Origin of the sequence: Streptomyces sp. NBC_00464, from assembly GCF_036013915.1 — a bacterium.
Taxonomy (GTDB): Bacteria; Actinomycetota; Actinomycetes; order Streptomycetales; family Streptomycetaceae; genus Streptomyces.
This window is the reverse complement of the sequence record NZ_CP107899.1, coordinates 3,922,835-3,943,323: the sequence shown is the minus strand read 5'-3', so window position 1 is coordinate 3,943,323 and position 20,489 is coordinate 3,922,835. Positions and strand designations below refer to the sequence as shown.

The following is a 20,489-nucleotide window of genomic DNA, read 5'->3' as shown; positions in this document are numbered from 1 at the left end:
CGGGCGCCATGCAGTTCGGGATCTTCACCGTCGGGGACCTCACCACCGACCCGACGACCGGCACGACGCCGAGCGAGCACGAGCGGATCAAGGCCACCGTCGCCATCGCGCGGAAGGCCGAGGAGGTCGGCCTCGACGTGTTCGCGACCGGCGAGCACCACAACCCGCCGTTCGTCCCGTCCTCCCCGACGACCACCCTCGGCTACATCGCCGCCCGCACCGAGCGCATCATCCTGTCCACGTCGACGACCCTGATCACCACCAACGACCCGGTGAAGATCGCCGAGGACTACGCCACGCTCCAGCACCTCGCCGACGGCCGCGTCGACCTGATGATGGGCCGCGGCAACACCGGCCCGGTCTACCCCTGGTTCGGCAAGGACATCCGCCAGGGCATCCCGCTCGCCATCGAGAACTACGCCCTGCTGCACCGGCTGTGGCGCGAGGACGTCGTGGACTGGGAGGGGAAGTTCCGTACGCCGCTGCAGTCCTTCACCGCGACCCCGCGCCCGCTGGACGGCGTACCGCCCTTCGTCTGGCACGGGTCCATCCGCTCCCCGGAGATCGCCGAGCAGGCCGCGTACTACGGCGACGGCTTCTTCCACAACAACATCTTCTGGCCCATCGAGCACACGAAGAAGATGGTGAACCTCTACCGGCAGCGCTACGCCCACTACGGCCACGGCACCGCCGAGCAGGCCATCGTGGGTCTCGGCGGCCAGGTGTTCATGCGGAAGAACTCGCAGGACGCGGTACGGGAGTTCCGTCCGTACTTCGACAACGCGCCGGTCTACGGGCACGGGCCCTCGATGGAGGACTTCACCCAGCAGACGCCGCTGACCGTCGGCTCCCCGCAGGAGGTCATCGAGCGGACGCTGTCCTTCCGGGACGCCGTGGGCGACTACCAGCGCCAGCTGTTCCTGATGGACCACGCGGGACTGCCGCTCAAGACGGTCCTGGAGCAGCTCGACATCCTCGGCGAGGAGGTCGTCCCCGTGCTGCGCAAGGAGTTCGCCCGGCTGCGGCCCGCCGGGGTGCCCGAGTCCGCACCCCTGCACCCGGCCGTCACCGCCGCCACCACTGTCGCGAAGGAGAGCTGACACCGTGTTCGCCACCGAACCGCTGAGGATCGTCGCCGTCTCGGCCGGGCTGAGCAGCCCCTCGTCGACCAGGCTGCTGGCCGACCGGCTGGCCGCGGCCACCCGGGAACGGCTGGAGACCGAGCAGGACCGCCCGGTCGAGGTCCGGGTGATCGAACTGCGCGACCTGGCCGTCGACATCGCGGGCAACCTGGTGTCCGGATTCCCGTCGGCCGGGCTGGAGGAGGCCATCGGCGCGGTGACGGGGGCCGACGGACTGATCGCCGTCACCCCCGTCTTCACCGCCTCGTACAGCGGCCTGTTCAAGTCGTTCTTCGACCTGGTCGAGAACACGGCGCTGACCGGCAAGCCCGTCGTCGTCGCGGCGACCGGCGGCACCGCCCGGCACTCGCTGGTGCTGGAGCACGCGATGCGCCCGCTCTTCGCCTATCTGCGGGCCGTCACCCTGCCGACATCGGTGTACGCGGCGTCGGAGGACTGGGGTTCGTCGGGCGACGAGTACACCGACGGCCTGCCGGCCCGGATCCGGCGTGCGGGCGGCGAGCTGGCGCAGGCGATCACGGGCGGCCGGGCGGTCTCCGGGGCCTCCAGGTCCCTCGGCCTGGACGACGAGGTGGTCCCCTTCGAGCGGCAGCTGGCCGATCTCCGCCTGGACTGACCACCCCCGGGACTTCCCTTTCGTCCGGTTTGACTACAGTTGCGGAAGAAGGCGCGTCGTGCGGCATTCCGTACGACGCGTCCGCATGACCAAACGGAACCGAGCTGGAGGCAGATATGGGCAGGATCGTGGTGGGCGTTGACGGCTCCGAGTCGTCGATCAAGGCACTGCACTGGGCCGTACGCCAGGCGGACCTGACCGGTGACACGGTGGAGGCCGTCAACAGCTGGGAGTACCCCGCGACCAGCTGGGCGTCGATGATGCCGGGCATGCCGGAGGACTTCGACCCGCAGGCGCTGGCCACCGTGTCGCTCACCGAGGCGCTGGAGGAGGCCGTCGGCGGTGCGCGCGCGGCCGAGATCAGCAAGGTCGTGGTGATCGGCAATCCGGCTCAGGCCCTGCTCGACCGGTCCGAGGGCGCAAATCTGCTGGTCGTCGGAGCGCGCGGGCGCAGCGCCCTCAAGGCCACCCTGCTCGGCTCCGTCAGCCTGCACGTCACCCAGCACGCACCGTGCCCGGTGACCGTGGTCCGCAACTGACCACGGCTCCGAACCGCCGGACGGGCCCGCGCAGCTGAGGCGCGGGCCCGTCCGGCGTGAAATGTGCGGGGCTCAGTGGCTCCGCGAACCGTGCGGGGCTCAGTTCTTCCGGGTGTAGAAGGCGTAGAACGCGGCCAGCAGCATGCCCGTACCGGTCAGCAGGCCCAGCACCGACGCGGCCAGCACGCTCTTGCCGGACAGGCTGTAGAGAAAGCCGATCGAACCGCCGAACAGCGCACCGTACGCGGCCGCCGCGAGCTCGGCCGGCAGGCGCTTCTGCACCCGGCCCAGACCGAAGCAGAGCGCCGCGAGCACCGCGCCGGAGATCAGGCCGAGCGCGAGCCGGGTGCCGGTGAGCACTCCGCCGTCGCGGGCGATGGATGTGGCGTAACAGCCGAGGATCACGCCGAGCGTGACGGGCACGGCCCAGCTGAGCGTGGAGGGGCGCTGGACACGCGCGCGTGTTCCGCGTGCCTGCACCGAAGCGTGTGCGGCCATGGCAGCGAGCTCCTTCCGTCACCCCCGCTTTCCTCCAGGGCACACCCGGCGGGGCGGCCCGGCAACTCGGATGGGCTACCGCCCGGGGCGCACCGCCGCCATCCGGGATTCCCTGGTGAGGTGCGGACCTACATCTCGGCGGCTCTCTCGGTGGCATTCCTGGTGCTGCTCGCCGTCCTGGTGCCGCTGAGCGCGCTCTCCGCCTGGGTCGATCTGGAGATCGACGACACGGACCGTTACGTGGCCGCGGTGGCGCCGCTCGCCTCCGACCCCGATGTGCAGAACACCGTGGCCGACCTGATCACCGACGAGGCGATGAAGCAGATCGACGTCGGCCCGCTCCAGGACACCGTCCGCGACTTCCTCCACCAGGCCGTGCAGTCCTTCACCACCACCGACGCCTTCCAGGCCGCGTGGAACGCCGCCAACCGCACCGCCCACGAGGCCGTCACGGCGGCGCTGGACGGCGACAGCGGCGAGAGCGTCACCATCGATCTGGCGCCCGTGACGGAGAAGGTGAAGCAGAACCTGGTGGACAACGGGGTGCCGTTCGCCGACCAGATCCCCGTCCAGCACACCGACATCCAGATCATCTCCGCCGACCGCGCGGACCAGATGCGCCAGAGCTTCCGGTGGCTGCGGGCCGCCAGTGTGTGGCCGGCGATCGGCACGCTGGTGTTCGCGCTGCTGGCCGTCGTCCTGGCCTGGGTGCGCGGTGGTCCCTGCCGACGGGGCTCCGCCCTGGCCGCACTCGCCGCCACCGCCGTCGCCGGGGCCGGCTTCGCCCTCGGCGCCCTGGTGCTGCGCGGGGCACTCGCACTGGCCCGCAACCGGGTGCTGGCCGAGGTGCCCGGCAGCGACACCGACGGAGCGGCGGCGGTGTACGACGCGCTGACGGGGTCGTTGCGCACCACGGTGTGGATCGTCTTCGGTACGGGGCTCGCGGTGGCCGTGTGCGCGGTGGCGGCGCGGATCTGGGCCCAGCGGGTGCTGCCGGTACCGTCCGGGCCATGACCGGTACCGGCAGGGGCACGACCGGTTCCGTCCGGTGCATGACCGGCACCGGCAGGGGCACGACCGGTTCCGTCCGGTGCATGACTGGTATCGGCAGGGGCACGAGGGGGCCGCGGTCGTGAGGAACGCCTCGCTCTGCGGGGCCGCGCTCCTCCTCGCCGCCGTGAGCCTCGTGACCGGCTTCCGGGCCGCCGGCGCCGACGGCCCGACCCCCGTCCCGCAGGCCCTGGCCTTCCTCCCCTGGCTCCTGCTGCCCGGCGCCGCCGGTCTCGGGCTTGCCGCACTGGCCCGGTGGCGCGGCGGCCTGGTGTGGGCGGCGGTGGCGCTCGCGCTGACCGTGTGGTTCGTGCGCCCTTACGGCCCCGGCAGCACGGGCGCCCACGGTCCGGTGGTGGCCCGGCTGGACGTCCTCACCTCCAATGTGGAGTTCGGTGACGCGACGGACGCGCTGATCGCGACGGTCCGCCGCGAGGGGCCCGATGTGGTCTTCGTCCAGGAGTGCGACTTCGCGTGCGCCGACGCCCTCGCCGCCCGCGTCCCGGCCGCCTCGTACCCGTACCGCGACGTCGTCCGGCTCGACGGTTCGCTCGGCTCGGCGATCCTCAGCAGGTTCCCGCTGCGGCCGGCGGGCCGGGTCGAGGGCGCGATGGCGATGCCGGGAGCGGTCGCCGTCGTCGCGGGCCGGGACGTGAGGCTCCAGCTCGCGCACCCCATGCCGCCGGTCCCCGGCGGGGTGTCCGTCTGGCGCCGCGAACTCGGCCGGATCCGCGACCTCGCCGCCACCGTCCGGGCGCGGCCCGCCGTCGTGGCGGGCGACTTCAACGCCTCCCAGGACCACGCCGCTTTCCGGGCCGTCCTGGACGCGGGCGGCCTCCACGACAGCGCCCGGCTCGCCGGCTCCTCGCGTACGTACTCCTGGCCCGCCGACCGCACCACACCGCTGCGCACCCAGATCGACCATGTGCTGGTCAGCGAGGAGTTCTCGGTACGCTCGGCCCGCTTCCTGGGCCTCGCCGGCACCGACCACCGCGCGCTCCTCGTCGCCCTGGAACTGCACGGAGGCGGCTGAGATCCCGGCCCGCACACGCCGAGGTGCGGGCTCCGGCGGGCCGGGGAAGAGTGGAGGGGGTGACTGCCGGGGGCTACTGGGAGGTCTTCCGTATGCGCGCCATCGCCATCAGCACGTTCCGGTCCGATCCCACCCCGGTCGAGGTCCCCAAGCCGGATCCGGGACCGGGCGAGGTACGGGTCAGGGTCGAGTACGCCTCGGTCAACCCGCACGACTGGCAGTTCGCGGACGGCGCCCTTGACGGCCTCGCCCCCCAGGTCTTCCCGCTGGTCGTCGGCGTGGACTACGCGGGCCGGGTGGACATGATCGGCAGCGGCGACAACCCCTTCCGGGTCGGCGACCACGTCTTCGGCCGGTCCGGCGGTCCGGCGGCCGGTGCGGGGACGTACTGCGACTACGTCTGCGTACCGCAGGACTCCGCCATCGCCCTCGTCCCGCGCGGCCTCGAATCCCGGGTCGCGGCCGCGCTGCCGTCCGCCGGGATGGCCGCCGCCCAGATCCTGGAGGCGGTGGCGCTGCGCGGCCACGAGAGCCTGCTGGTCGTCGGCGCGGCGGGCGGCGTCGGCAGCTGTCTGACGCAGCTCGCCAAGGCCCGGGACGTTCGCGTGATCGCGGCGGTGCGCGGTGACGAACGGTCCAGGATGGGGTCCTTGGGCGCCGCCGCCACGATCGACGTCACGGAGGGTCCGGCGGCCGAGGCGATACGGGCCGCCTGCCCGGACGGCGTCGACGCGCTGGCCGACCTGGCCTCCGCGACCCCCGAGGCGTTCGCCGCACACGCCGAAGCGCTCCGGCCGGGCGGCATCGCGCTCTCCACCCGCTCCGTCGCGGCCGGGGCGCCGCTCCCCGACCGGGTGCGGGGTGTCGACTTCCGCCTCGACCCGAGCCCGGTCCTGCTCGACGTGCTGGCCGCGGGCGCCGCGGAAGGCGTCCTGCGCGTCCCCATCGACATCGAACTCCCCCTGGAGAAGGCCCCGCAGGCCCTGGACCGCAACCGGACCGGCGGTGCGCGCGGCAAGACCGTCATCGTGCTGCGGGACCACGGACACCGTTGAGGGAACGCGCCGTGACGGACGGCCGCGCGACCGCCGCCGACCGGGAGGCCCGCCTCACCGCCGATGAGCAGGCGCGACTGCGTACCGTGGAGACCGGAATCGGCCGGTACCGAAGCTGACCGCCGAACGGTGAAGGGGGCGCGTTGAAAGGCAGCGGATCCGACGCGGGCGCGAAGGGCGACCACGCGGGCGGAGGCGACGGCACCGAAGCGGTGGCGGCCGCCGGCTCCACCGTCCGCCCCACCCCGGCCCAGCGGCGGGCCATGCCGCCCGTCTGGCTCCGCTACGGCCTGCGCCCCCAGCCGACCCCCATCCCCTGGGCCGCCGTCGCCCGCGCCTCAGTGGCGCTCGCCGCACCGCTCGCCGTCGGATTCGCCGCCGACCGGCCGGTGTACGGGGCGCTGGCCTCCATGGGCGCACTCTCCGGCGTCATCGGTGACACCGCCGACGCGTACCGGATGCGCATCCTCAACATCGCCGTGCCGCAGCTGTTCGGCGCCCTCGGCATCATGGCCGGCACGCTCGTGTACGGGACCGGCTGGTCGGCCGTCGCCGTGCTCACCCTCATCGGCCTCGTCTCCGGGATGATGTCGACGATCGGCGCCGTCGCCTCCGTCTCGGGGCTGCTGCTCCTGCTCAACTCCGTGGTCGGCGCCGGTCTTCCGATGCCGGACCCGTGGTGGGTGGCACCGCTCCTGCTGACGCTGGGCGGTCTGTTCGTCCTCGCCCTGACCCTGCTGGCCTGGCCGTTGCGGCGGAAACTGCCGGAACGGGTCGCGGTCACCGGCACCTATCTCGCGGTCGCCGATCTGCTCGCCGCCGCGGGCACCGAGGCGTACGAGGAGAAGCGTCAGGCCGTCACGGAGTCCCTCAACACCTCCTACGACCTGATCCTCGCGCGCCGCGCCCGCTACCACGGCCGCAGCGGCGCGATGGTGCGGATGCTGTCCCAGCTGAACGTCGTCATCCCGCTGGTCGAGGCCGCGCCCGCCGTCCACGTGCGGCGGATCCGGCTGCCCGACGCGATCCCGGAAGCGGTGCGGGACCTGGCCGCAGACGTGGCCGAGACCCGCACCGGCGGCGCCGAACCCGCCCTGCCCGCCCCGGACTCGCCCGCCACCCGGGCGGTCGACAGCGCGCTGCGCCATGCCTTCGCGGTCGTCCACAAGGCCGAACCGGATCCGTACAACGTCGACGACCGGCTGGGCCGGCCCGCCGCGCTCGGCGTACGCGTCCGCCGCGCCACCCGCAACGTCCTGCTGTCCGGCCCCTCGTGGCGGTACGGGCTTCGCCTCGCGCTCTGTATCGGGCTGGCCCAGGCGCTGACCTCACTGGTCGACGTGCCGCGCTCCTACTGGGTGGCGCTGACCGTCACCTTCGTCCTCAAGCCCGACTTCGGCTCGGTGTTCTCCCGCGCCGTGCTGCGTTCCGTGGGCACGGCCGCGGGACTCGTCATCGCGGCGCCGGTGCTGGCTGAGGTGCCGATCGGCTGGTGGGACGTGCCGGTGATGGTGCTGCTCGCCGCGCTGATCCCGGCGCTCACGGCGAAGGGGTACGCCTTCCAGACCGCGGCCGTCACCCCGGTCATCCTGCTGCTGTCCGACCTGCTGAACCACCAGGGCGTGCACCTGGTCTGGCCGCGCTTCCTGGACAGCCTGATCGGCTGCGCCATCGTGCTGGTGGCCGGTTATCTGCTGTGGCCGGAGAGCTGGCACACCCGGATCGGCCACCGGCTGGCCGACGCGGTCACGGACATCGCGGACTATGTGGCGTACGCGTTCGAGCCGGGCGGCGACGGCGACCGGGCGGAGCGGGTCCGGGTCCGCCGCCGCATCTACCGCGATCTGTCCTCCGTACGCTCCGAGTTCCAGCGCGCCCTGACCGAACCGCCCCCCACCGGCACCCGCGCCGCCGCCTGGTGGCCGCTGGTCGTCGCCGTGGAACGCATCGTCGACGCCACGACGGCGGCCCGGGTCCGCGTCAACCACGGGGCCCCGGAACCGGAACCGGCGGAAGTGGCCGTGGTGCGGCGTCAACTGGTCGAACTGGCGGATGGGCTGCGGGCCAGCGAGGTCCTGGTGGAGGTGCGCGCCGAACTTCCGGGCGACGACGAGGGCGTACTCGCCCCGCTGCGCCAAGAGGTGGCGGCGGCACGGGCCATCGCCTCACCCCGGCCGTAGGACCTCGCCCCGCGCCCCGTCAACTCCGAGGGCCCGGCGACCATCACTCCGAGGGCTCGGGCCCCGCACCGCGCAGCCGGTCCATCTCGCGCCGGTCCCGCTTCGTCGGCCGGCCCGCGCCCCGGTCCCGTACCGGAACCTGGATCGCGGTCTCGCGCGGCGGCGGGGGCGGGCTGTTGTCGACGAAGCACTCCGCGGCCACCGGTGCCCCGACCCGCTTCTTCACGATCTTCGACACGACGACGACCCGGTCCCGGCCGTCGTGCCGCAACCGCACCTCGTCGCCGACGCGCAACGCCTGGGCGGGCTTGGCGCGCTCACCCGCGACCTTCACATGACCCGCGCGGCAGGCGGCAGCCGCCTGCGCACGGGTCTTCGTGAGCCGGACCGACCAGATCCAGACATCAACCCGAACGCTGCCTGCCGCCTGCGGCGCCTCACCGGAAACCATGGGTCCGACTCTAGTGCGGTGGACGCGCACAGGATCGGCACAAGTCGTCATCGCGCAGGGAGAGGTGACAGGTGCAGGTGAGGAACCGGCACCGGTCCGCCACAGCAGTCGCCCAGGACTCGGTCCGGGATCGGTTGCAGCTCAGTTGCCCCACAGGCGGGCCGTGCCACCGAAGGGCCGGATCCGGCCGCTAACCTTACGTATCCGCCCTGGCCAGGGATCAATTCCCGCAGTACGGACATTCATCGCACCCAACTCATGCGAAAGGCCTCGCCCATGGGCATTCGGAGCTTGCTGCGCAAGGTGTTCGGCCGTGACCGCACGGAGCAGGACGAGCCGACGACGGCCACGGTGCCGCCTCAGGGCGAGCGCACCCTGGCCACGGAGTCGGTGGCGGTGGACGAGCCGGTCGCCGAGACCGTGCCGGCGGCCGAACCCGCTCCGGCCGTCAAGGCGTCGGTACCGGCCCCGGCCTCCTCGGAGTCGGTCCTGACCCCCGCGTCCCGGTCCAGCACGGACGACGGCGGAGCGGCGGCGGACCTGGTGGCCGCGGCCTTCGACAAGGCCGCCGCACCCGCCCCCAAGACCACTCCCACGGTTCCGTCGCAGGGGTCGGGGTCCCGGACGAAGCCCGCGGAGGCCGTGGAGCCGGCGGAGGTCGCGGAGCCCGCCGAGGTCGCGAAGCCCGCCGAGGTCGCTGAGACCGTTGAGGTCGCTGAGGTCGCCGAGACCGTGGCACCCGCGGAGCCGGTGGAGGCGCTTGCGCCGGAGGTCGAGGCGGAAGCCCCCGCCGCCGAGCCCGAGCCCGTCGCAGCCGCCGCCGAGCCCACGCCGATCACGATCGACATGGACCCGGAGCCCGAACCGGAGCCGCTCCCCGAGCCCGAGCCGGTCGCGGCCGAGGTCGCCCCCGAGCCCGAACCCGTGGTCGCCGAAACCCTCCCCGAGCCCGAGCCGGTAGTCGCCGAACCGCTCGCCGCCCCCGAACCGGTCGCCGCCGAGGCCCCCGCCGGCAAGCCCGCGCTCACCCTCGCCAAGGTCAAGGCCCGCGCGCCCGAGCTCGTCGCCCCGTACAAGGCCGCCCAGGCCGGGCTGAAGGCGCACGGGCTCACCGGCCTGCGCGCCACCGTGTACCTGGTCCTGGACCGCTCCGGCTCCATGCGGCCGTTCTACAAGGACGGCAGCGCCCAGCACCTGGGCGACCGCACGCTCGCCCTCGCCGCACACCTCGACGAGAGCGCCACCGTCCAGGTCGTCTTCTTCTCGACCGACATCGACGGCACCGGCACGGTGGAGCTGGACGGTCACGAGGGCCGGATCGACGAGCTGAACGCGGGCCTCGGCCGGCTCGGCCGGACGAACTACCACCGCGCCGTCGAAGAGGTCGTCGCACACTACGAGAAGTCCGAGGCCACCGGCCCGGCGCTGGTGATCTTCCAGACGGACGGCCCGCCGGACGTCAAGCAGGCCGCCCGCCAGGCGCTCAACGAGGCGGCACGGCTGCCGCTGTTCTTCCAGTTCGTCGCGTTCGGCGACGAGGACGCGAAGGGCTTCGACTTCCTGCGGAAGCTGGACGCCCCGAACGCCGGCTTCTTCCACGCGGGCCCCGCCCCCCGCGAGGTCACGGACGCCGCGTTCTACCGCGAGGCGCTGGCCGCGCTGCCCGCCTGGGTCGCCGCCAACGCCTGATCAACCGGCAGGCGTACGGTCACGGCGAGCCCGCCCTCCGGGCCCGGCACCGCCGTGACCGTACCGCCGTGCGCCACCGCTATGGAGCGCACGATCGAGAGACCGAGCCCCGAGCCCGGCCCCATCCGGTCCTTGCCCTCGCCGCGCCGGAACGGCTCGAACAGGCCGGGAATGTCCGCCGCGTCCACCACCGGACCGGTGTTGCGCACCTCCAGCAGCGCCCCGCTGCCCGCCCGGACCAAGGACACCGCCACGCTCCCGCCGGGGACGTTGTACGTCACCGCGTTGGCCAGCAGATTGGCCACCAGCTGAGCCAGCAGGAGCCGGTTCCCGCGCACCGCACAGCGCTCGGCGTCGAGCAGCACCCCCGGATACCGGCCCGACTCCTCGGCCACCACCACGTCCAGGTCCACGGACTCCCGCTCGCTCCTCGCCAGCCCCCGCTCGCTGCGCGCCAGCACCAGCAGCCCCTCGATGAGCCGCTCGCTGCGCCGGTTGTTGTCCAGCAGCGTCTGCCGCGTCCGTACGAGATCGTCCGGCGTCGGGTCGTCCAGACCCACCTGGATCGCCGCCCGCTGCGTGGCCAGCGGGGTGCGCAGCTCGTGCGAGGCGTTGGCGATGAACCGGCGCTGGCTGTCGAAGGCCTTCTCCAGCCGGGCCAGCAGCGCGTCCAGGGTGTCGCCCAGCTCCTTGAGCTCGTCGTCGGGTCCGCTGGAGGCGATCCGCTCGTGCAGCGTGTGCTCGGAGAGCCGGCGCGCCTTGGCGGTCATCGCGTGCACGGGCCGCAGGACCCGCCCGGCCGTCCACCACCCGACGCCCACCGCACACGCCGTCATCACGAACACGGCTGCCGCGGACCAGATGAGCAGCTGATGCCCGGCCGCGGTGCTGACGTCGTCGGTGAGGTCGTAGACGGTCAGCGGCCCGACTTCGGCCCGGGAGACGGGCGGGCCGTTGACCGCGTAGCCCGGCTGGACGACCACGGCCGTCTGGGCGATGTCGCGGGCCTGCGAGTCCGTGCCGGCCCGGAAGGCCAGGTTGACCGTGACGAGCAGACCGGTGGCGAGGACCAGGAACACTCCCCCGTACACGAGCGCGATCCGGGTCCTGATCGTGGCGTGCGGCGCCCCCGTCCGACGCTTCACAGGGCGTACCCCACGCCCTGCACGGTGCGGATGACGGCGGGCTCGCCGAGCTTTCCGCGCAGCTTGCTCATGCAGACGCGCACGGCACCGGTGAAGGGGTCGGCGTTGGCGTCCCAGGCCCGCTCCAGCAGCTCCTCCGCGCTGACGGTCCCCCCGTCGGCCTCCAGCAGCAGCTGGAGCACGGCGAACTCCTTCGGCGACAGGTCCAGCTCCCGGCCGTCCCGGCTCGCGGTGCGGCGCACGGTGTCGAGCCGGATGCCGTACCGCACCAGCTGCGGCGGTACGGGGCGGGCGCTGCGCCGCCGCAGGGCACGAACCCGCGACACCAGCTCGGGGAACTCGAACGGCTTGCCCAGGTAGTCGTCGGCCCCCAGGTCGAGCCCGGAGACGCGGTCCTCCATGGACCCGGCGGCCGTCAGCATCAGGATCCTGGTCCGGGAGCCGGAGGCGACCAGTCCGCGGGCCACGTCGTCGCCGTGCACCCGGGGCAGATCGCGGTCCAGGACGACGACGTCGTAGTCGTGCAGCCCCAGGTAGGCCTGGGCGGCATCACCGCTGTACACCGTGTCGACGGCGAACCCGGCCCGCCGCAGCCCGGTGGCGACCAGCTCCGCCAGGATCTCCTCGTCCTCGGCGACCAGTACCCGCATCGTGATGTCCCCTGCCTCGTGCACGCGTGTCCACTCCCTCCCAGGATGCGTCTTTGCTACCGGACGGGATGTTTCGCAAAGCTCTCCGCATCCGCTCCCGGGTTTATCGGTGTGAGTGGATCTCCCCCGGACCGTTAGGATTTCGACCATGGCGGCCACTGGATCAGAGAAGCAGGGGGGCGACGACGTGAAGAGTTTCTACGTGTCGACCCCCATTTACTACGTCAACGACGCTCCTCACCTGGGCCACGCCTACACGACCGTCGCAGGCGACGTGCTCACCCGCTGGCACCGTCAGCGCGGCGAGAAGGTGTGGTACCTCACCGGCACGGACGAGCACGGTCAGAAGATCATGCGCACGGCCGAGGCAAACAACGTCACGCCCCAGGCGTGGTGCGACAAGCTCGTCGAGGAGGCCTGGAAGCCCCTCTGGGAGCACCTCAACATCGCGAACGACGACTTCATCCGTACGACGGAGAAGCGGCACACCGACCGTGTGCAGGAGTTCGTGCAGGACCTGTACGACAAGGACCAGATCTACAAGGGCGGGTACGAAGGCCCGTACTGCGTCGGCTGCGAGGAGTACAAGCTCCCGGGCGACCTGATCGAGGCCGAGGACGGCACGAAGCTGTGCCCGATCCACAAGAAGCCGGTGGAGCTCCTCAAGGAGGAGAACTACTTCTTCAAGCTCAGCGAGTACGGCCCGAAGCTGATGGAGTTCTACGCGGCCAACCCCGGCTTCATCCAGCCGGAGTCCGCGCGCAACGAGATCGTGAACTTCGTCAAGCAGGGCCTGCAGGACCTGTCGATCTCCCGCTCCACGTTCGACTGGGGCGTCCCGGTCCCGTGGGACGAGAAGCACGTCATCTACGTCTGGATCGACGCGCTGCTCAACTACGCGACGGCGGTCGGCTACGGCGCCAATCAGGAGAAGTTCGACGGTACGTTCCCGGCGAACGTGCACCTGATCGGCAAGGACATCCTGCGCTTCCACTCGGTCATCTGGCCGGCGATGCTGATGGCGCAGGGTCTGCCCCTGCCCGGCAAGGTCGTCGCCAACGGCTGGCTGATGGTCGGCGGCGAGAAGATGTCGAAGTCGAACCTGACGGGCATCAAGCCGCAGGACCTGACCTCGCACTTCGGCGTGGACGCCTACCGCTGGTACTTCCTGCGGGCCATCGCGTACGGCAGCGACGGCTCGTTCTCCTGGGAGGACTTCACCGCCCGCTACACCTCCGAGCTCGCCAACGACTACGGCAACCTGGCCTCGCGCCTCGCGGCCATGGTCGGCAAGTACTACGGCGGCACGCTCCCCGAGGCCACGGCCGCGGGCGAGGCCGAGCAGGCGGTCCAGGAGGGCCTGGCCAAGGCCGTCACCACGGCCGACCTGAAGATCGGCGAGGAGCTGGACTTCCAGGGCGGCATCCTGGCGGTCTTCGACTTCGTGAAGCAGGTCAACGGCTACATCACGGAGCAGGAGCCGTGGAAGGTCGCCAAGGACGAGTCGCCGGAGGGCAGGGCCCGCCTCGCGACCATCCTGTACACGGCCTCCGAGGCACTGCGCGGTGTGGCGGTCCTGCTGAACCCCGTCATGCCGGACACCTCGCAGAAGCTGTGGGAGTCGCTGGGCGCCGAGGAGTCCCTGGGCGCGCTGTCCGACCAGCACGTGCAGGACGCGGGCACGTGGGGTCTGCTGCGGCCGGGTGCGACGGTGACGAAGGGCGCGGTGCTGTTCCCGCGCCTGGAGGAGAAGCCGTAGGCCCTTCGGGGCCGGGTCCTCGGTTGTTGCTTGCCCCGGACCGGGGCGCGGGTCTTTGTCCTCAAGCGCCGGACGGGCTTGAGGACAAAGACCCGCGCCCCGTGAGGTGCGCCCGCGCCCCGGTTCTTCCACCCGTGGTGCCACCGGGGGTGCGGGCGCACGACGGCGTCGGGTGGGGCCGTGCAGGGGCGTCCCCGCAGGAAAATGGCGTACTACCCGGCCCCCGCAACGGAGTGCGTTGCCACGCCAGTTTCTGAGGAGACGCCCCGGAGGGGCCCCGCCCCCATCCACCGGGTAACGGCGCCGCCCCGCGGAGCACCCGCACAAAACCAGCCCGTCCGGCGCTTGAGGACGGAACCCCGCACCCCGGACCGGGGGCACCCCACAACAAGGACCCGGCCCCACAGGGGCCTCAACGGCTCAACGACGCCGCGTCCCCCATCACGATGACCGGCTCCTTCGCCGGGTCGAGGACGCCCAGCAGCTCCTTCATCCGGTCCTCGGTGACCGAGACGCAGCCCTGGGTGGGGCCTCCGTGGTCGACGTGGATCCAGATGCCGCCGCCGCGTTCGTCGCCCAGGGGGCGGGTGTGGTCCAGGGGTGAGGTGCCGGGGACGCGGTTGTAGTCGATGGCGATCACGTAGTCGAACGACCCCTCCAGCGGTTCCCCGTGGAAGCCCTCGCCCTCCACCTTGAAGTCCGGGCTGAGGTCGTACGGGAAGGCCGTCGCCGGGGGGTCGAGGCGACCACCCGCCGCGGTCAGGGTGAAGACGCCGACGGGCGAGCGGAGATCGCCCTCCCAGTGCTCGGCCGTCCAACCGTTCAGCGCGTTGTGGGCGGGCCAGGGAGCCAGCGCGGCCCGCCAGCCCACCGCGGGGTCGTCCCGGGTGTAGAGCACGGCCGTGGAGCGGTTGGAGTCCGGGGACTCGCCGGTGACGACGAACGCCTGACGGGCCCCGGCCGGGATCTGCGCCCGGGTCTGCGGCCCGAGCCCGGGGATCTCCCGTGGCGGGGCCGGCGGCGGTGACGGCGTGGGCGGTACGGCGGCGGCCCCGGGCGGCCCCGGTACGCCGGTGGCGCCCGCGGCCTTCGTGGTGGCACCGCTGCCGTCCATGCCGGCGAGGGTGCCCGACCCGCACCCGGCCAGCAGCAGCAGGAGAGCGGCGCAGACGACGAACGGCAGGCGCAGCGGAACACGGGGCTCGGGCACGGAGGGCTCCTCAGCGGTCGGCGGGGCGACCACGGGGCTCTGCGGACGCGGTCCTCGCCATCCGCTCTGCCGGGGTCGGCCCAGGCAGTCTTTGCCGCAGCGGAAGCCCGCCAATCCGGAGCCGGGGCCATCCGGGTCTAACCGTTCGGGTGATCCGTGTACTTGTATGCGCGCAGCCATGTGTCGCCGGGCAGCACGAAGGGCCCTGAACCGGGTGCTCCGGTTCGGGGCCCTTCGTCTCCGCGGGGGAACGGAGGCCTGAGGAGGCTGGGGTGGTGCGGGGTGATCAGTGCGGGGTGATCAGTGCGCGGGGGGATCAGTGCGGGGTGGTCACATCCCCGTGCCGTCGTGCGTCTCGTCCGGGTCCACGCCCATGGTGATCGAGCCGACGACGCCGCGCGCCATGTGGTTCTTCCGGTACGAGAGCTTCAGCAGCCCGCCCGTGACACCGCTCTGGTCGTAGATGGTGTCCTCGGTCAGGGTCGTACGGGTCGTGGTGCTGGTGGAGTAGGGCGCGACCTTCGCCGAGTCGAGGACCGCGGACTCCGCGAAGAAGAACTGGCCGGTGTGGCAGGTGTGGCCACCCTCGTACCCGGCGTCGGTCATCTTGCCGCCGACGTGCACCTTGGTGTGGATGTGCACGGCGCGGCCCTGGTACCAGCCCGGGAAGATCGTCTTGAACTCCACGTAGCCGTGCTTGTCCGTGAGCCGGGTGCCGCGCAGATAGCGCTCGTCGTCGGTCGGTTCGCTGTGTCCGCCGCCGCCACCGCCGGGGCCGCCGGACGGGGGTGTGCCGGTCGGGGGCGTACCGGTCGGGGCGTCCGTGGGGGCGCCGCTCGGCGGGGTGCCACCGCCGCCGGGGCCGCCCTGGCTCATGCTCTCGTAGCCGGAGTAGACACCCAGGGCGTCGCAGTGCCAGATGTCGACGGCCGCCAGCTTGACGGGCTTGCAGGTGTCGGTGTCGATCACCTTGAGCCGGAGGGTCATCGGGATGCCCTCCCTGTCCTCGGTGATGTCCTTTCGGATCTTGTCGGCATCGATGTAGTACGGGCCCTCGGTGGTCTCCGAGGTGAGGCGGTAACACGCCTCGCCCTGCTCGGCGTCGCCCTTGTTCCCCTTGCCACCGCTGCTCTCCCCTGGAGAGGCGTTCGCGACAGCCCCGGCCCCTATCCCGGCCGCGACGACGACCGCGCCACCGGCGATCATCATCCGGCGCCGGGTCAAGTCCTTCTTGTGTGCGGGTCCTTGAGTCTCTGTCATGTGGGGGAGGCTAGGCAGCCCAGCTGGCAGGGGCGTGAGCGCGGGCTGTGCGTTCCTGTGTGATCCCGGAGAGCCCCCGGACGCGAAACAGCCCCCGGCGGGTGTGCCAGGGGCTGTTTCACGTGAAACCCGGTGGATGCGCCCGTGAGCGCGGCGGGCTACTTCTCGGTGGCGTCCTTCTCGGCGGCACCCTTCGCGGACGCGACCGGCTTGCGGAGCTGGATGTTCAGCTCGCGCAGCCGGGTCTCGTCCAGCTCGCTCGGGGCGCCCATCATCAGGTCCTGGGCGTTGCCGTTGAGCGGGAAGGCGATCGTCTCGCGGATGTTGGGCTCGTCGGCCAGCAGCATCACGATGCGGTCGACGCCCGGGGCGATGCCACCGTGCGGCGGGGCGCCGAGGCGGAACGCGCGCAGCATGCCCGCGAACTCCCGCTCGACGGTCTCCGCCTCGTAACCGGCGATCTCGAAGGCCTTCAGCATGACCTCGGGCTCGTGGTTACGGATGGCGCCGGAGGACAGCTCGATGCCGTTGCAGACGATGTCGTACTGCCACGCCAGGATGTCGAGCGGGTCCTTCTCCTCCAGGTCCTTCATGCCGCCCTGGGGCATGGAGAACGGGTTGTGCGAGAAGTCGATCTTGCCGGTGTCCTCGTCCTTCTCGTACATCGGGAAGTCGACGATCCAGCAGAAGCGGAAGACGCCCTCCTCGAAGTGGCCGGCGCGCTTGGCGGCCTCGACGCGGACGACGGACATGATCTTGGAGACCTCGTCGAACTCGCCCGCGCCGAAGAAGACGGCGTGGCCGGGGACGAGGGACAGCCGCTCGGTGAGGGTCTTGATGTCCGTCTCGGTGAGGAACTTGGCGATCGGGCCCGCCAGCGTGCCGTCCTCGCCGACGCGGACCCAGGCGAGGCCCTTGGCGCCGTGCTCGACCGCGTACGCACCGAGGCCGTCGAAGAACTTCCGGGACTGGCCCGCGGTGTCCGGCACCGGAAGGGCGCGGACGTGCTTGCCGGCGAAGGCCTTGAACTCCGAGTCCGCGAAGATGTCGGAGATGTCGACGAGCTCCAGCTTGGCCCGCAGGTCCGGCTTGTCGTTGCCGTACTTCAGCATCGACTCGCGGAACGGGATGCGCGGGAACGGCGAGGTCACGTGGCGGCCGTTGCCGTACTCCTCGAAGAGCTCGGTCATGAGCTTCTCGATCGGCTGGAAGACGTCCTCCTGCTCGACGAACGACATCTCGACGTCGAGCTGGTAGAACTCGCCGGGCGAACGGTCGGCGCGGGCGTCCTCGTCGCGGAAGCACGGCGCGATCTGGAAGTAGCGGTCGAAGCCGGAGATCATCAGCAGCTGCTTGAACTGCTGCGGCGCCTGCGGAAGGGCGTAGAACTTGCCCGGGTTCAGGCGGGACGGGACCACGAAGTCACGGGCGCCCTCGGGGGACGTCGCGGCGAGGATCGGGGTCGCCATCTCGTTGAAGCCGAGGGCCACCATCTTGGAGCGGATGGAGGCGATGACGGACGAGCGCAGCATGATGTTGCGGTGCATGCGCTCGCGGCGCAGGTCGAGGAAGCGGTACTCCAGGCGCCGCTCCTCGTTGACCCCGTCCTCGGCGTTGATCGTGAAGGGCAGCGGGGCGGCCTCGCCCAGCACCTCGACCTCGGTGACCTCGATCTCGATCTCGCCGGTCGAGAGCTCCGGGTTGACGTTGTCGGCGCCGCGGGCGGAGACCTTGCCGTCGATCCGTACGACGGTCTCCTTGGTCAGCTTCGCCAGGGCGTCGTTGCCGGGGGTGCCGGGGCGGGCGACGAGCTGCACCAGACCGTAGTGGTCGCGCAGATCGATGAAGAGGATGCCACCCAGGTCTCGGCGATTGTGCAGCCAGCCGCTCAGCCGGACGTCGGTGCCGACGTCAGAGGCGCGGAGCTCGCCGCAGGTGTGGGACCTGTACCGATGCATCGTCGTTCATCCAGTCTTCGCGGTTGGGGGCGGATTCAGCCACCCCAGGCTACCGCCCGCGACCGGACCGTTTCATTGTCATTGTCCGTATCAAGATCGCCGACGGGTACTCGGCGCTGCCCCGCAGGCGCAGGCCGGTTTAAAGTGGGGCAATGCGCACCGAGGAAGTCCTGGCCGCGACCGCGACCGGTCTGTGGCGCTGGGACAACCGGGCCGGGACGGTCACGCTGGACGCGGAAGCGGCCCGGATGCTCGAGCTGCCTGCCGAGGCCGGTGAATTCCGTGAGTCGGAAGTACGCTCCCGCTTCCATCCCGTCGACTGGAACGAGATCTACGGGGTGGTGAACCTCGCCGTCGCCGAGGGCACGCTCGCCGAGGCCCGGGTGCGGATCGTGGACGAGCACGGCCGGGTGCTGCGTACCGTACGCAGCCGCTCCAAACCGCTCCCGCCCGAGGAGGGCGACGAGGCGGACTACGTACTGGTCGGCACGCTTCAGGAGGTCGCCGAACCGCAGCCCGGCACCACCGGGCTGCACACCCCGATCACCGGCGACTGGCGGCGTTCGCGCGAGGCGTTCCTGCTCGACGCGGGACGGGCGCTGGCCGAGGCCCGGTCGACGGCGGAAGTGCTGCGGGTGGCCTACTCGCTCTCCATGCCCGGCTTCTCACCGGACGGGCTGGCGGTCTTCGGGGTCGAGGGCGAACGGCTGACGATCGTCGGGCACCACGGGCACGACATGGGTGACGAGGGCCCGTTCAGCGAGATGCCGCTGGAGACGGACTATCCGGCCGCCGAGGTCGTCCGGACCGGGCGGGCGGTCTATCTGGCCACGCCCGCCGACTACCGCGACCGTTACCCGGCCACGTGGCCGCTTGCCCGGCGGTTCGGACGCCGTTCCTGGGCCTTTCTGCCACTGATCGTGGCGGGGCGCACGATGGGGACCTGGATGGCCGGGTTCCGGCATCCGGTGTCCTTCTCGCCGGACGAGCGGTCGGTGCTGACAACCGTGGCCCGGATGCTCGCCCAGGCGCTCGCCAGGGCCGGGGTCGCCGAGACGGAGCGGGAGCTCTCGCTGGGGCTCCAGCGCTCGATGATGCCGTCCCTGGGGCCCGACATCCCGGGGATGACGGTGGCGGCCCGCTACGTCCCGACCGGGGGCGGCCTCCAGGTCGGCGGCGACTGGTACGACATGATCCCGCTCCCCAACGGCCGCATCGCCCTCGTCATCGGCGACGTCCAGGGGCATGACGTGCGCGCCGCCGGGCTGATGGGCCAGCTGCGGATCGCCCTGCGCGCGTACGCCTCCGAGGGGCACCGCCCGGACGCGGTGCTCGCGCGCGCCTCACGCTTCCTGTCCGGGCTCACCGACGCGTACGAGGAGGGCGGGGAGACGGGGGCACGCTTCGCGACCTGCCTGTACGCGGAGGCGGACCCGGACACCGGCACCCTCGACATCGCGCGGGCCGGCCACCCCGACCCCGTGGTCATGACCGGCGACGGGACGGCCGTCATCCGGCAGACCGAGGGCGGACTGCCGCTCGGCATCGAGGCCGATGCGGACTACCCGATGACCCGGATCACGCTGGAGGCCGGAGAAACGATCATGCTCTGCACGGACGGGCTGATCGAGACCGGCGGGCACGACCTGGCCACCGGCTGGGTCCGGCTCCGGCCGATCCTGGAGCGGCACAACGGCGATCTGGAGAAGCTCGCGGACGAGCTGGTGCAAGCCGTGCACGGACCGGCCTCGCACTACACGACGGGACCGCTCGCCGACCGGCGCGAGGACGACATAGCGGTCCTGCTGCTGCGCCGCGAGGTCTCCACGGCGCACCCGGCCGCGCCCCGGCGGATCGCACTGACCATCGCGCAGGCCGAGCCGGAGCGGATCGCCGCGGCCCGGTCACTGCTGCGCGAGCTGCTGCACGACTGGGCGGACCCCGAGCAGGTCGACTCGGCCGTGCTGATGGTCTCCGAGATGGCCACGAACGTGCTGGTCCACACCGACGGCGACGCGCTGATGGTCGCGCAGGCGAGCGGGGAGCACGGCGGGCGGCGGCTGCGGGTCGAGGTGTCCGACGGCAGCGACGAGCTGCCGCACCGGCGGCGGCCGGGCGAGATGGCGTCCAGCGGCCGGGGTCTGGTGCTGATGGAGATGCTCGCCGATGCCTGGGGGGTCGATCCGCGGGGCACGGGGAAGTCGATCTGGTTCGAGCTGTACGAGTCGGCGGAGCCGTAGAGGCGGCCGGACGG

The 20,489-nt window shown here is 71.9% G+C and carries 17 protein-coding genes; 10 read left to right on the top strand and 7 right to left on the bottom strand.

The window, feature by feature from the left end; all coding sequences use genetic code 11:
- The first annotated feature begins 8 nt into the window (after window positions 1-8).
- The 3 genes from OG912_RS17790 to OG912_RS17780 all read left to right on the top strand — a co-directional run bounded on the left by OG912_RS17790 (window position 9) and on the right by OG912_RS17780 (window position 2,297).
- Window positions 9-1,100, top strand: coding sequence for an LLM class flavin-dependent oxidoreductase (locus OG912_RS17790; RefSeq protein ID WP_327710205.1), 1,092 nt, complete (start codon window positions 9-11; stop codon window positions 1,098-1,100).
- Between the two features lie 4 nt (window positions 1,101-1,104).
- The gene (locus OG912_RS17785) at window positions 1,105-1,758 is read left to right on the top strand and encodes an FMN reductase (RefSeq protein ID WP_327710204.1); all 654 of its coding nucleotides are present in this window, start codon (window positions 1,105-1,107) and stop codon (window positions 1,756-1,758) included.
- 116 nt (window positions 1,759-1,874) lie between these two features.
- Window positions 1,875-2,297 carry a universal stress protein gene (locus OG912_RS17780; protein WP_326737285.1) on the top strand — a complete coding sequence of 141 codons (423 nt, stop codon included), beginning with the start codon at window positions 1,875-1,877 and terminating at the stop codon, window positions 2,295-2,297.
- Window positions 2,298-2,396: 99 nt separating this feature from the next.
- Here OG912_RS17780 and OG912_RS17775 read toward each other — a convergent pair whose 3' ends face one another.
- Complete coding sequence (locus tag OG912_RS17775; RefSeq protein WP_327710202.1) at window positions 2,397-2,795, bottom strand: hypothetical protein; 399 nt, start codon at window positions 2,793-2,795, stop codon at window positions 2,397-2,399.
- A 120-nt stretch (window positions 2,796-2,915) separates the two neighbouring features.
- Between OG912_RS17775 and OG912_RS17770 the strand changes: the two genes are divergently transcribed.
- From OG912_RS17770 to OG912_RS17755, 4 genes are all read left to right on the top strand, one after another.
- A complete protein-coding gene (locus OG912_RS17770; RefSeq protein ID WP_327710201.1) occupies window positions 2,916-3,809 on the top strand; it encodes a hypothetical protein in 894 nt (297 codons plus the stop codon).
- Window positions 3,810-3,927: 118 nt separating this feature from the next.
- Window positions 3,928-4,878 carry an endonuclease/exonuclease/phosphatase family protein gene (locus OG912_RS17765; protein ID WP_327710200.1) on the top strand — a complete coding sequence of 317 codons (951 nt, stop codon included), beginning with the start codon at window positions 3,928-3,930 and terminating at the stop codon, window positions 4,876-4,878.
- A 92-nt stretch (window positions 4,879-4,970) separates the two neighbouring features.
- Entirely contained in the window at window positions 4,971-5,933 is a 963-nt protein-coding gene (locus tag OG912_RS17760; RefSeq protein WP_327713464.1) for an NADP-dependent oxidoreductase, read from the top strand.
- A 263-nt stretch (window positions 5,934-6,196) separates the two neighbouring features.
- Complete coding sequence (locus OG912_RS17755; RefSeq protein WP_327713463.1) at window positions 6,197-8,113, top strand: FUSC family protein; 1,917 nt, start codon at window positions 6,197-6,199, stop codon at window positions 8,111-8,113.
- A gap of 43 nt (window positions 8,114-8,156) precedes the next feature.
- Here OG912_RS17755 and OG912_RS17750 read toward each other — a convergent pair whose 3' ends face one another.
- Window positions 8,157-8,564 carry an RNA-binding S4 domain-containing protein gene (locus OG912_RS17750; RefSeq protein WP_326737289.1) on the bottom strand — a complete coding sequence of 136 codons (408 nt, stop codon included), beginning with the start codon at window positions 8,562-8,564 and terminating at the stop codon, window positions 8,157-8,159.
- Window positions 8,565-8,840: 276 nt separating this feature from the next.
- Between OG912_RS17750 and OG912_RS17745 the strand changes: the two genes are divergently transcribed.
- Entirely contained in the window at window positions 8,841-10,253 is a 1,413-nt protein-coding gene (locus OG912_RS17745) for a VWA domain-containing protein (RefSeq protein WP_327710199.1), read from the top strand.
- On the opposite strand, the gene OG912_RS17740 is transcribed toward OG912_RS17745, so the two are convergent.
- A complete protein-coding gene (locus OG912_RS17740) occupies window positions 10,202-11,398 on the bottom strand; it encodes a sensor histidine kinase (protein ID WP_327710198.1) in 1,197 nt (398 codons plus the stop codon). The genes OG912_RS17745 and OG912_RS17740 overlap by 52 nt on opposite strands.
- Window positions 11,395-12,048, bottom strand: coding sequence for a response regulator transcription factor (locus OG912_RS17735; protein WP_326740676.1), 654 nt, complete (start codon window positions 12,046-12,048; stop codon window positions 11,395-11,397). The genes OG912_RS17740 and OG912_RS17735 overlap by 4 nt, the downstream gene beginning before the upstream one ends.
- A gap of 148 nt (window positions 12,049-12,196) precedes the next feature.
- On the opposite strand from OG912_RS17735, the gene metG reads away from it, so the two are divergent.
- Entirely contained in the window at window positions 12,197-13,807 is a 1,611-nt protein-coding gene (metG, locus tag OG912_RS17730; protein ID WP_327710197.1) for a methionine--tRNA ligase, read from the top strand.
- Between the two features lie 412 nt (window positions 13,808-14,219).
- On the opposite strand, the gene OG912_RS17725 is transcribed toward metG, so the two are convergent.
- The 3 genes from OG912_RS17725 to aspS all read right to left on the bottom strand — a co-directional run bounded on the left by OG912_RS17725 (window position 14,220) and on the right by aspS (window position 18,235).
- Entirely contained in the window at window positions 14,220-15,017 is a 798-nt protein-coding gene (locus OG912_RS17725; RefSeq protein WP_327710196.1) for a L,D-transpeptidase family protein, read from the bottom strand.
- 330 nt (window positions 15,018-15,347) lie between these two features.
- Window positions 15,348-16,277, bottom strand: coding sequence for an intradiol ring-cleavage dioxygenase (locus OG912_RS17720; protein WP_327710195.1), 930 nt, complete (start codon window positions 16,275-16,277; stop codon window positions 15,348-15,350).
- 158 nt (window positions 16,278-16,435) lie between these two features.
- Window positions 16,436-18,235, bottom strand: coding sequence for an aspartate--tRNA ligase (aspS, locus tag OG912_RS17715; protein WP_327710194.1), 1,800 nt, complete (start codon window positions 18,233-18,235; stop codon window positions 16,436-16,438).
- A gap of 152 nt (window positions 18,236-18,387) precedes the next feature.
- Here aspS and OG912_RS17710 point away from each other — a divergent pair, with 152 nt between their 5' ends.
- Window positions 18,388-20,475, top strand: coding sequence for an ATP-binding SpoIIE family protein phosphatase (locus OG912_RS17710; RefSeq protein WP_327710193.1), 2,088 nt, complete (start codon window positions 18,388-18,390; stop codon window positions 20,473-20,475).
- Window positions 20,476-20,489 lie beyond the last annotated feature (14 nt).

What these genes read in the sequence shown, in the direction of transcription:
- OG912_RS17780 (WP_326737285.1), top strand. Translation starts at nt 1,875, where the DNA reads ATGGGCAGGATCGTGGTGGGCGTTGACGGCTCCGAGTCGTCGATCAAG.
- OG912_RS17755 (WP_327713463.1), top strand. Translation starts at nt 6,197, where the DNA reads ATGCCGCCCGTCTGGCTCCGCTACGGCCTGCGCCCCCAGCCGACCCCC.
- OG912_RS17760 (WP_327713464.1), top strand. Translation starts at nt 4,971, where the DNA reads ATGCGCGCCATCGCCATCAGCACGTTCCGGTCCGATCCCACCCCGGTC.
- OG912_RS17750 (WP_326737289.1), bottom strand. Translation starts at nt 8,564, where the DNA reads ATGGTTTCCGGTGAGGCGCCGCAGGCGGCAGGCAGCGTTCGGGTTGAT.
- aspS (WP_327710194.1), bottom strand. Translation starts at nt 18,235, where the DNA reads ATGCATCGGTACAGGTCCCACACCTGCGGCGAGCTCCGCGCCTCTGAC.
- OG912_RS17710 (WP_327710193.1), top strand. Translation starts at nt 18,388, where the DNA reads ATGCGCACCGAGGAAGTCCTGGCCGCGACCGCGACCGGTCTGTGGCGC.
- metG (WP_327710197.1), top strand. Translation starts at nt 12,197, where the DNA reads ATGGCGGCCACTGGATCAGAGAAGCAGGGGGGCGACGACGTGAAGAGT.
- OG912_RS17790 (WP_327710205.1), top strand. Translation starts at nt 9, where the DNA reads ATGCAGTTCGGGATCTTCACCGTCGGGGACCTCACCACCGACCCGACG.
- OG912_RS17745 (WP_327710199.1), top strand. Translation starts at nt 8,841, where the DNA reads ATGGGCATTCGGAGCTTGCTGCGCAAGGTGTTCGGCCGTGACCGCACG.
- OG912_RS17720 (WP_327710195.1), bottom strand. Translation starts at nt 16,277, where the DNA reads ATGACAGAGACTCAAGGACCCGCACACAAGAAGGACTTGACCCGGCGC.
- OG912_RS17735 (WP_326740676.1), bottom strand. Translation starts at nt 12,048, where the DNA reads ATGCGGGTACTGGTCGCCGAGGACGAGGAGATCCTGGCGGAGCTGGTC.
- OG912_RS17775 (WP_327710202.1), bottom strand. Translation starts at nt 2,795, where the DNA reads ATGGCCGCACACGCTTCGGTGCAGGCACGCGGAACACGCGCGCGTGTC.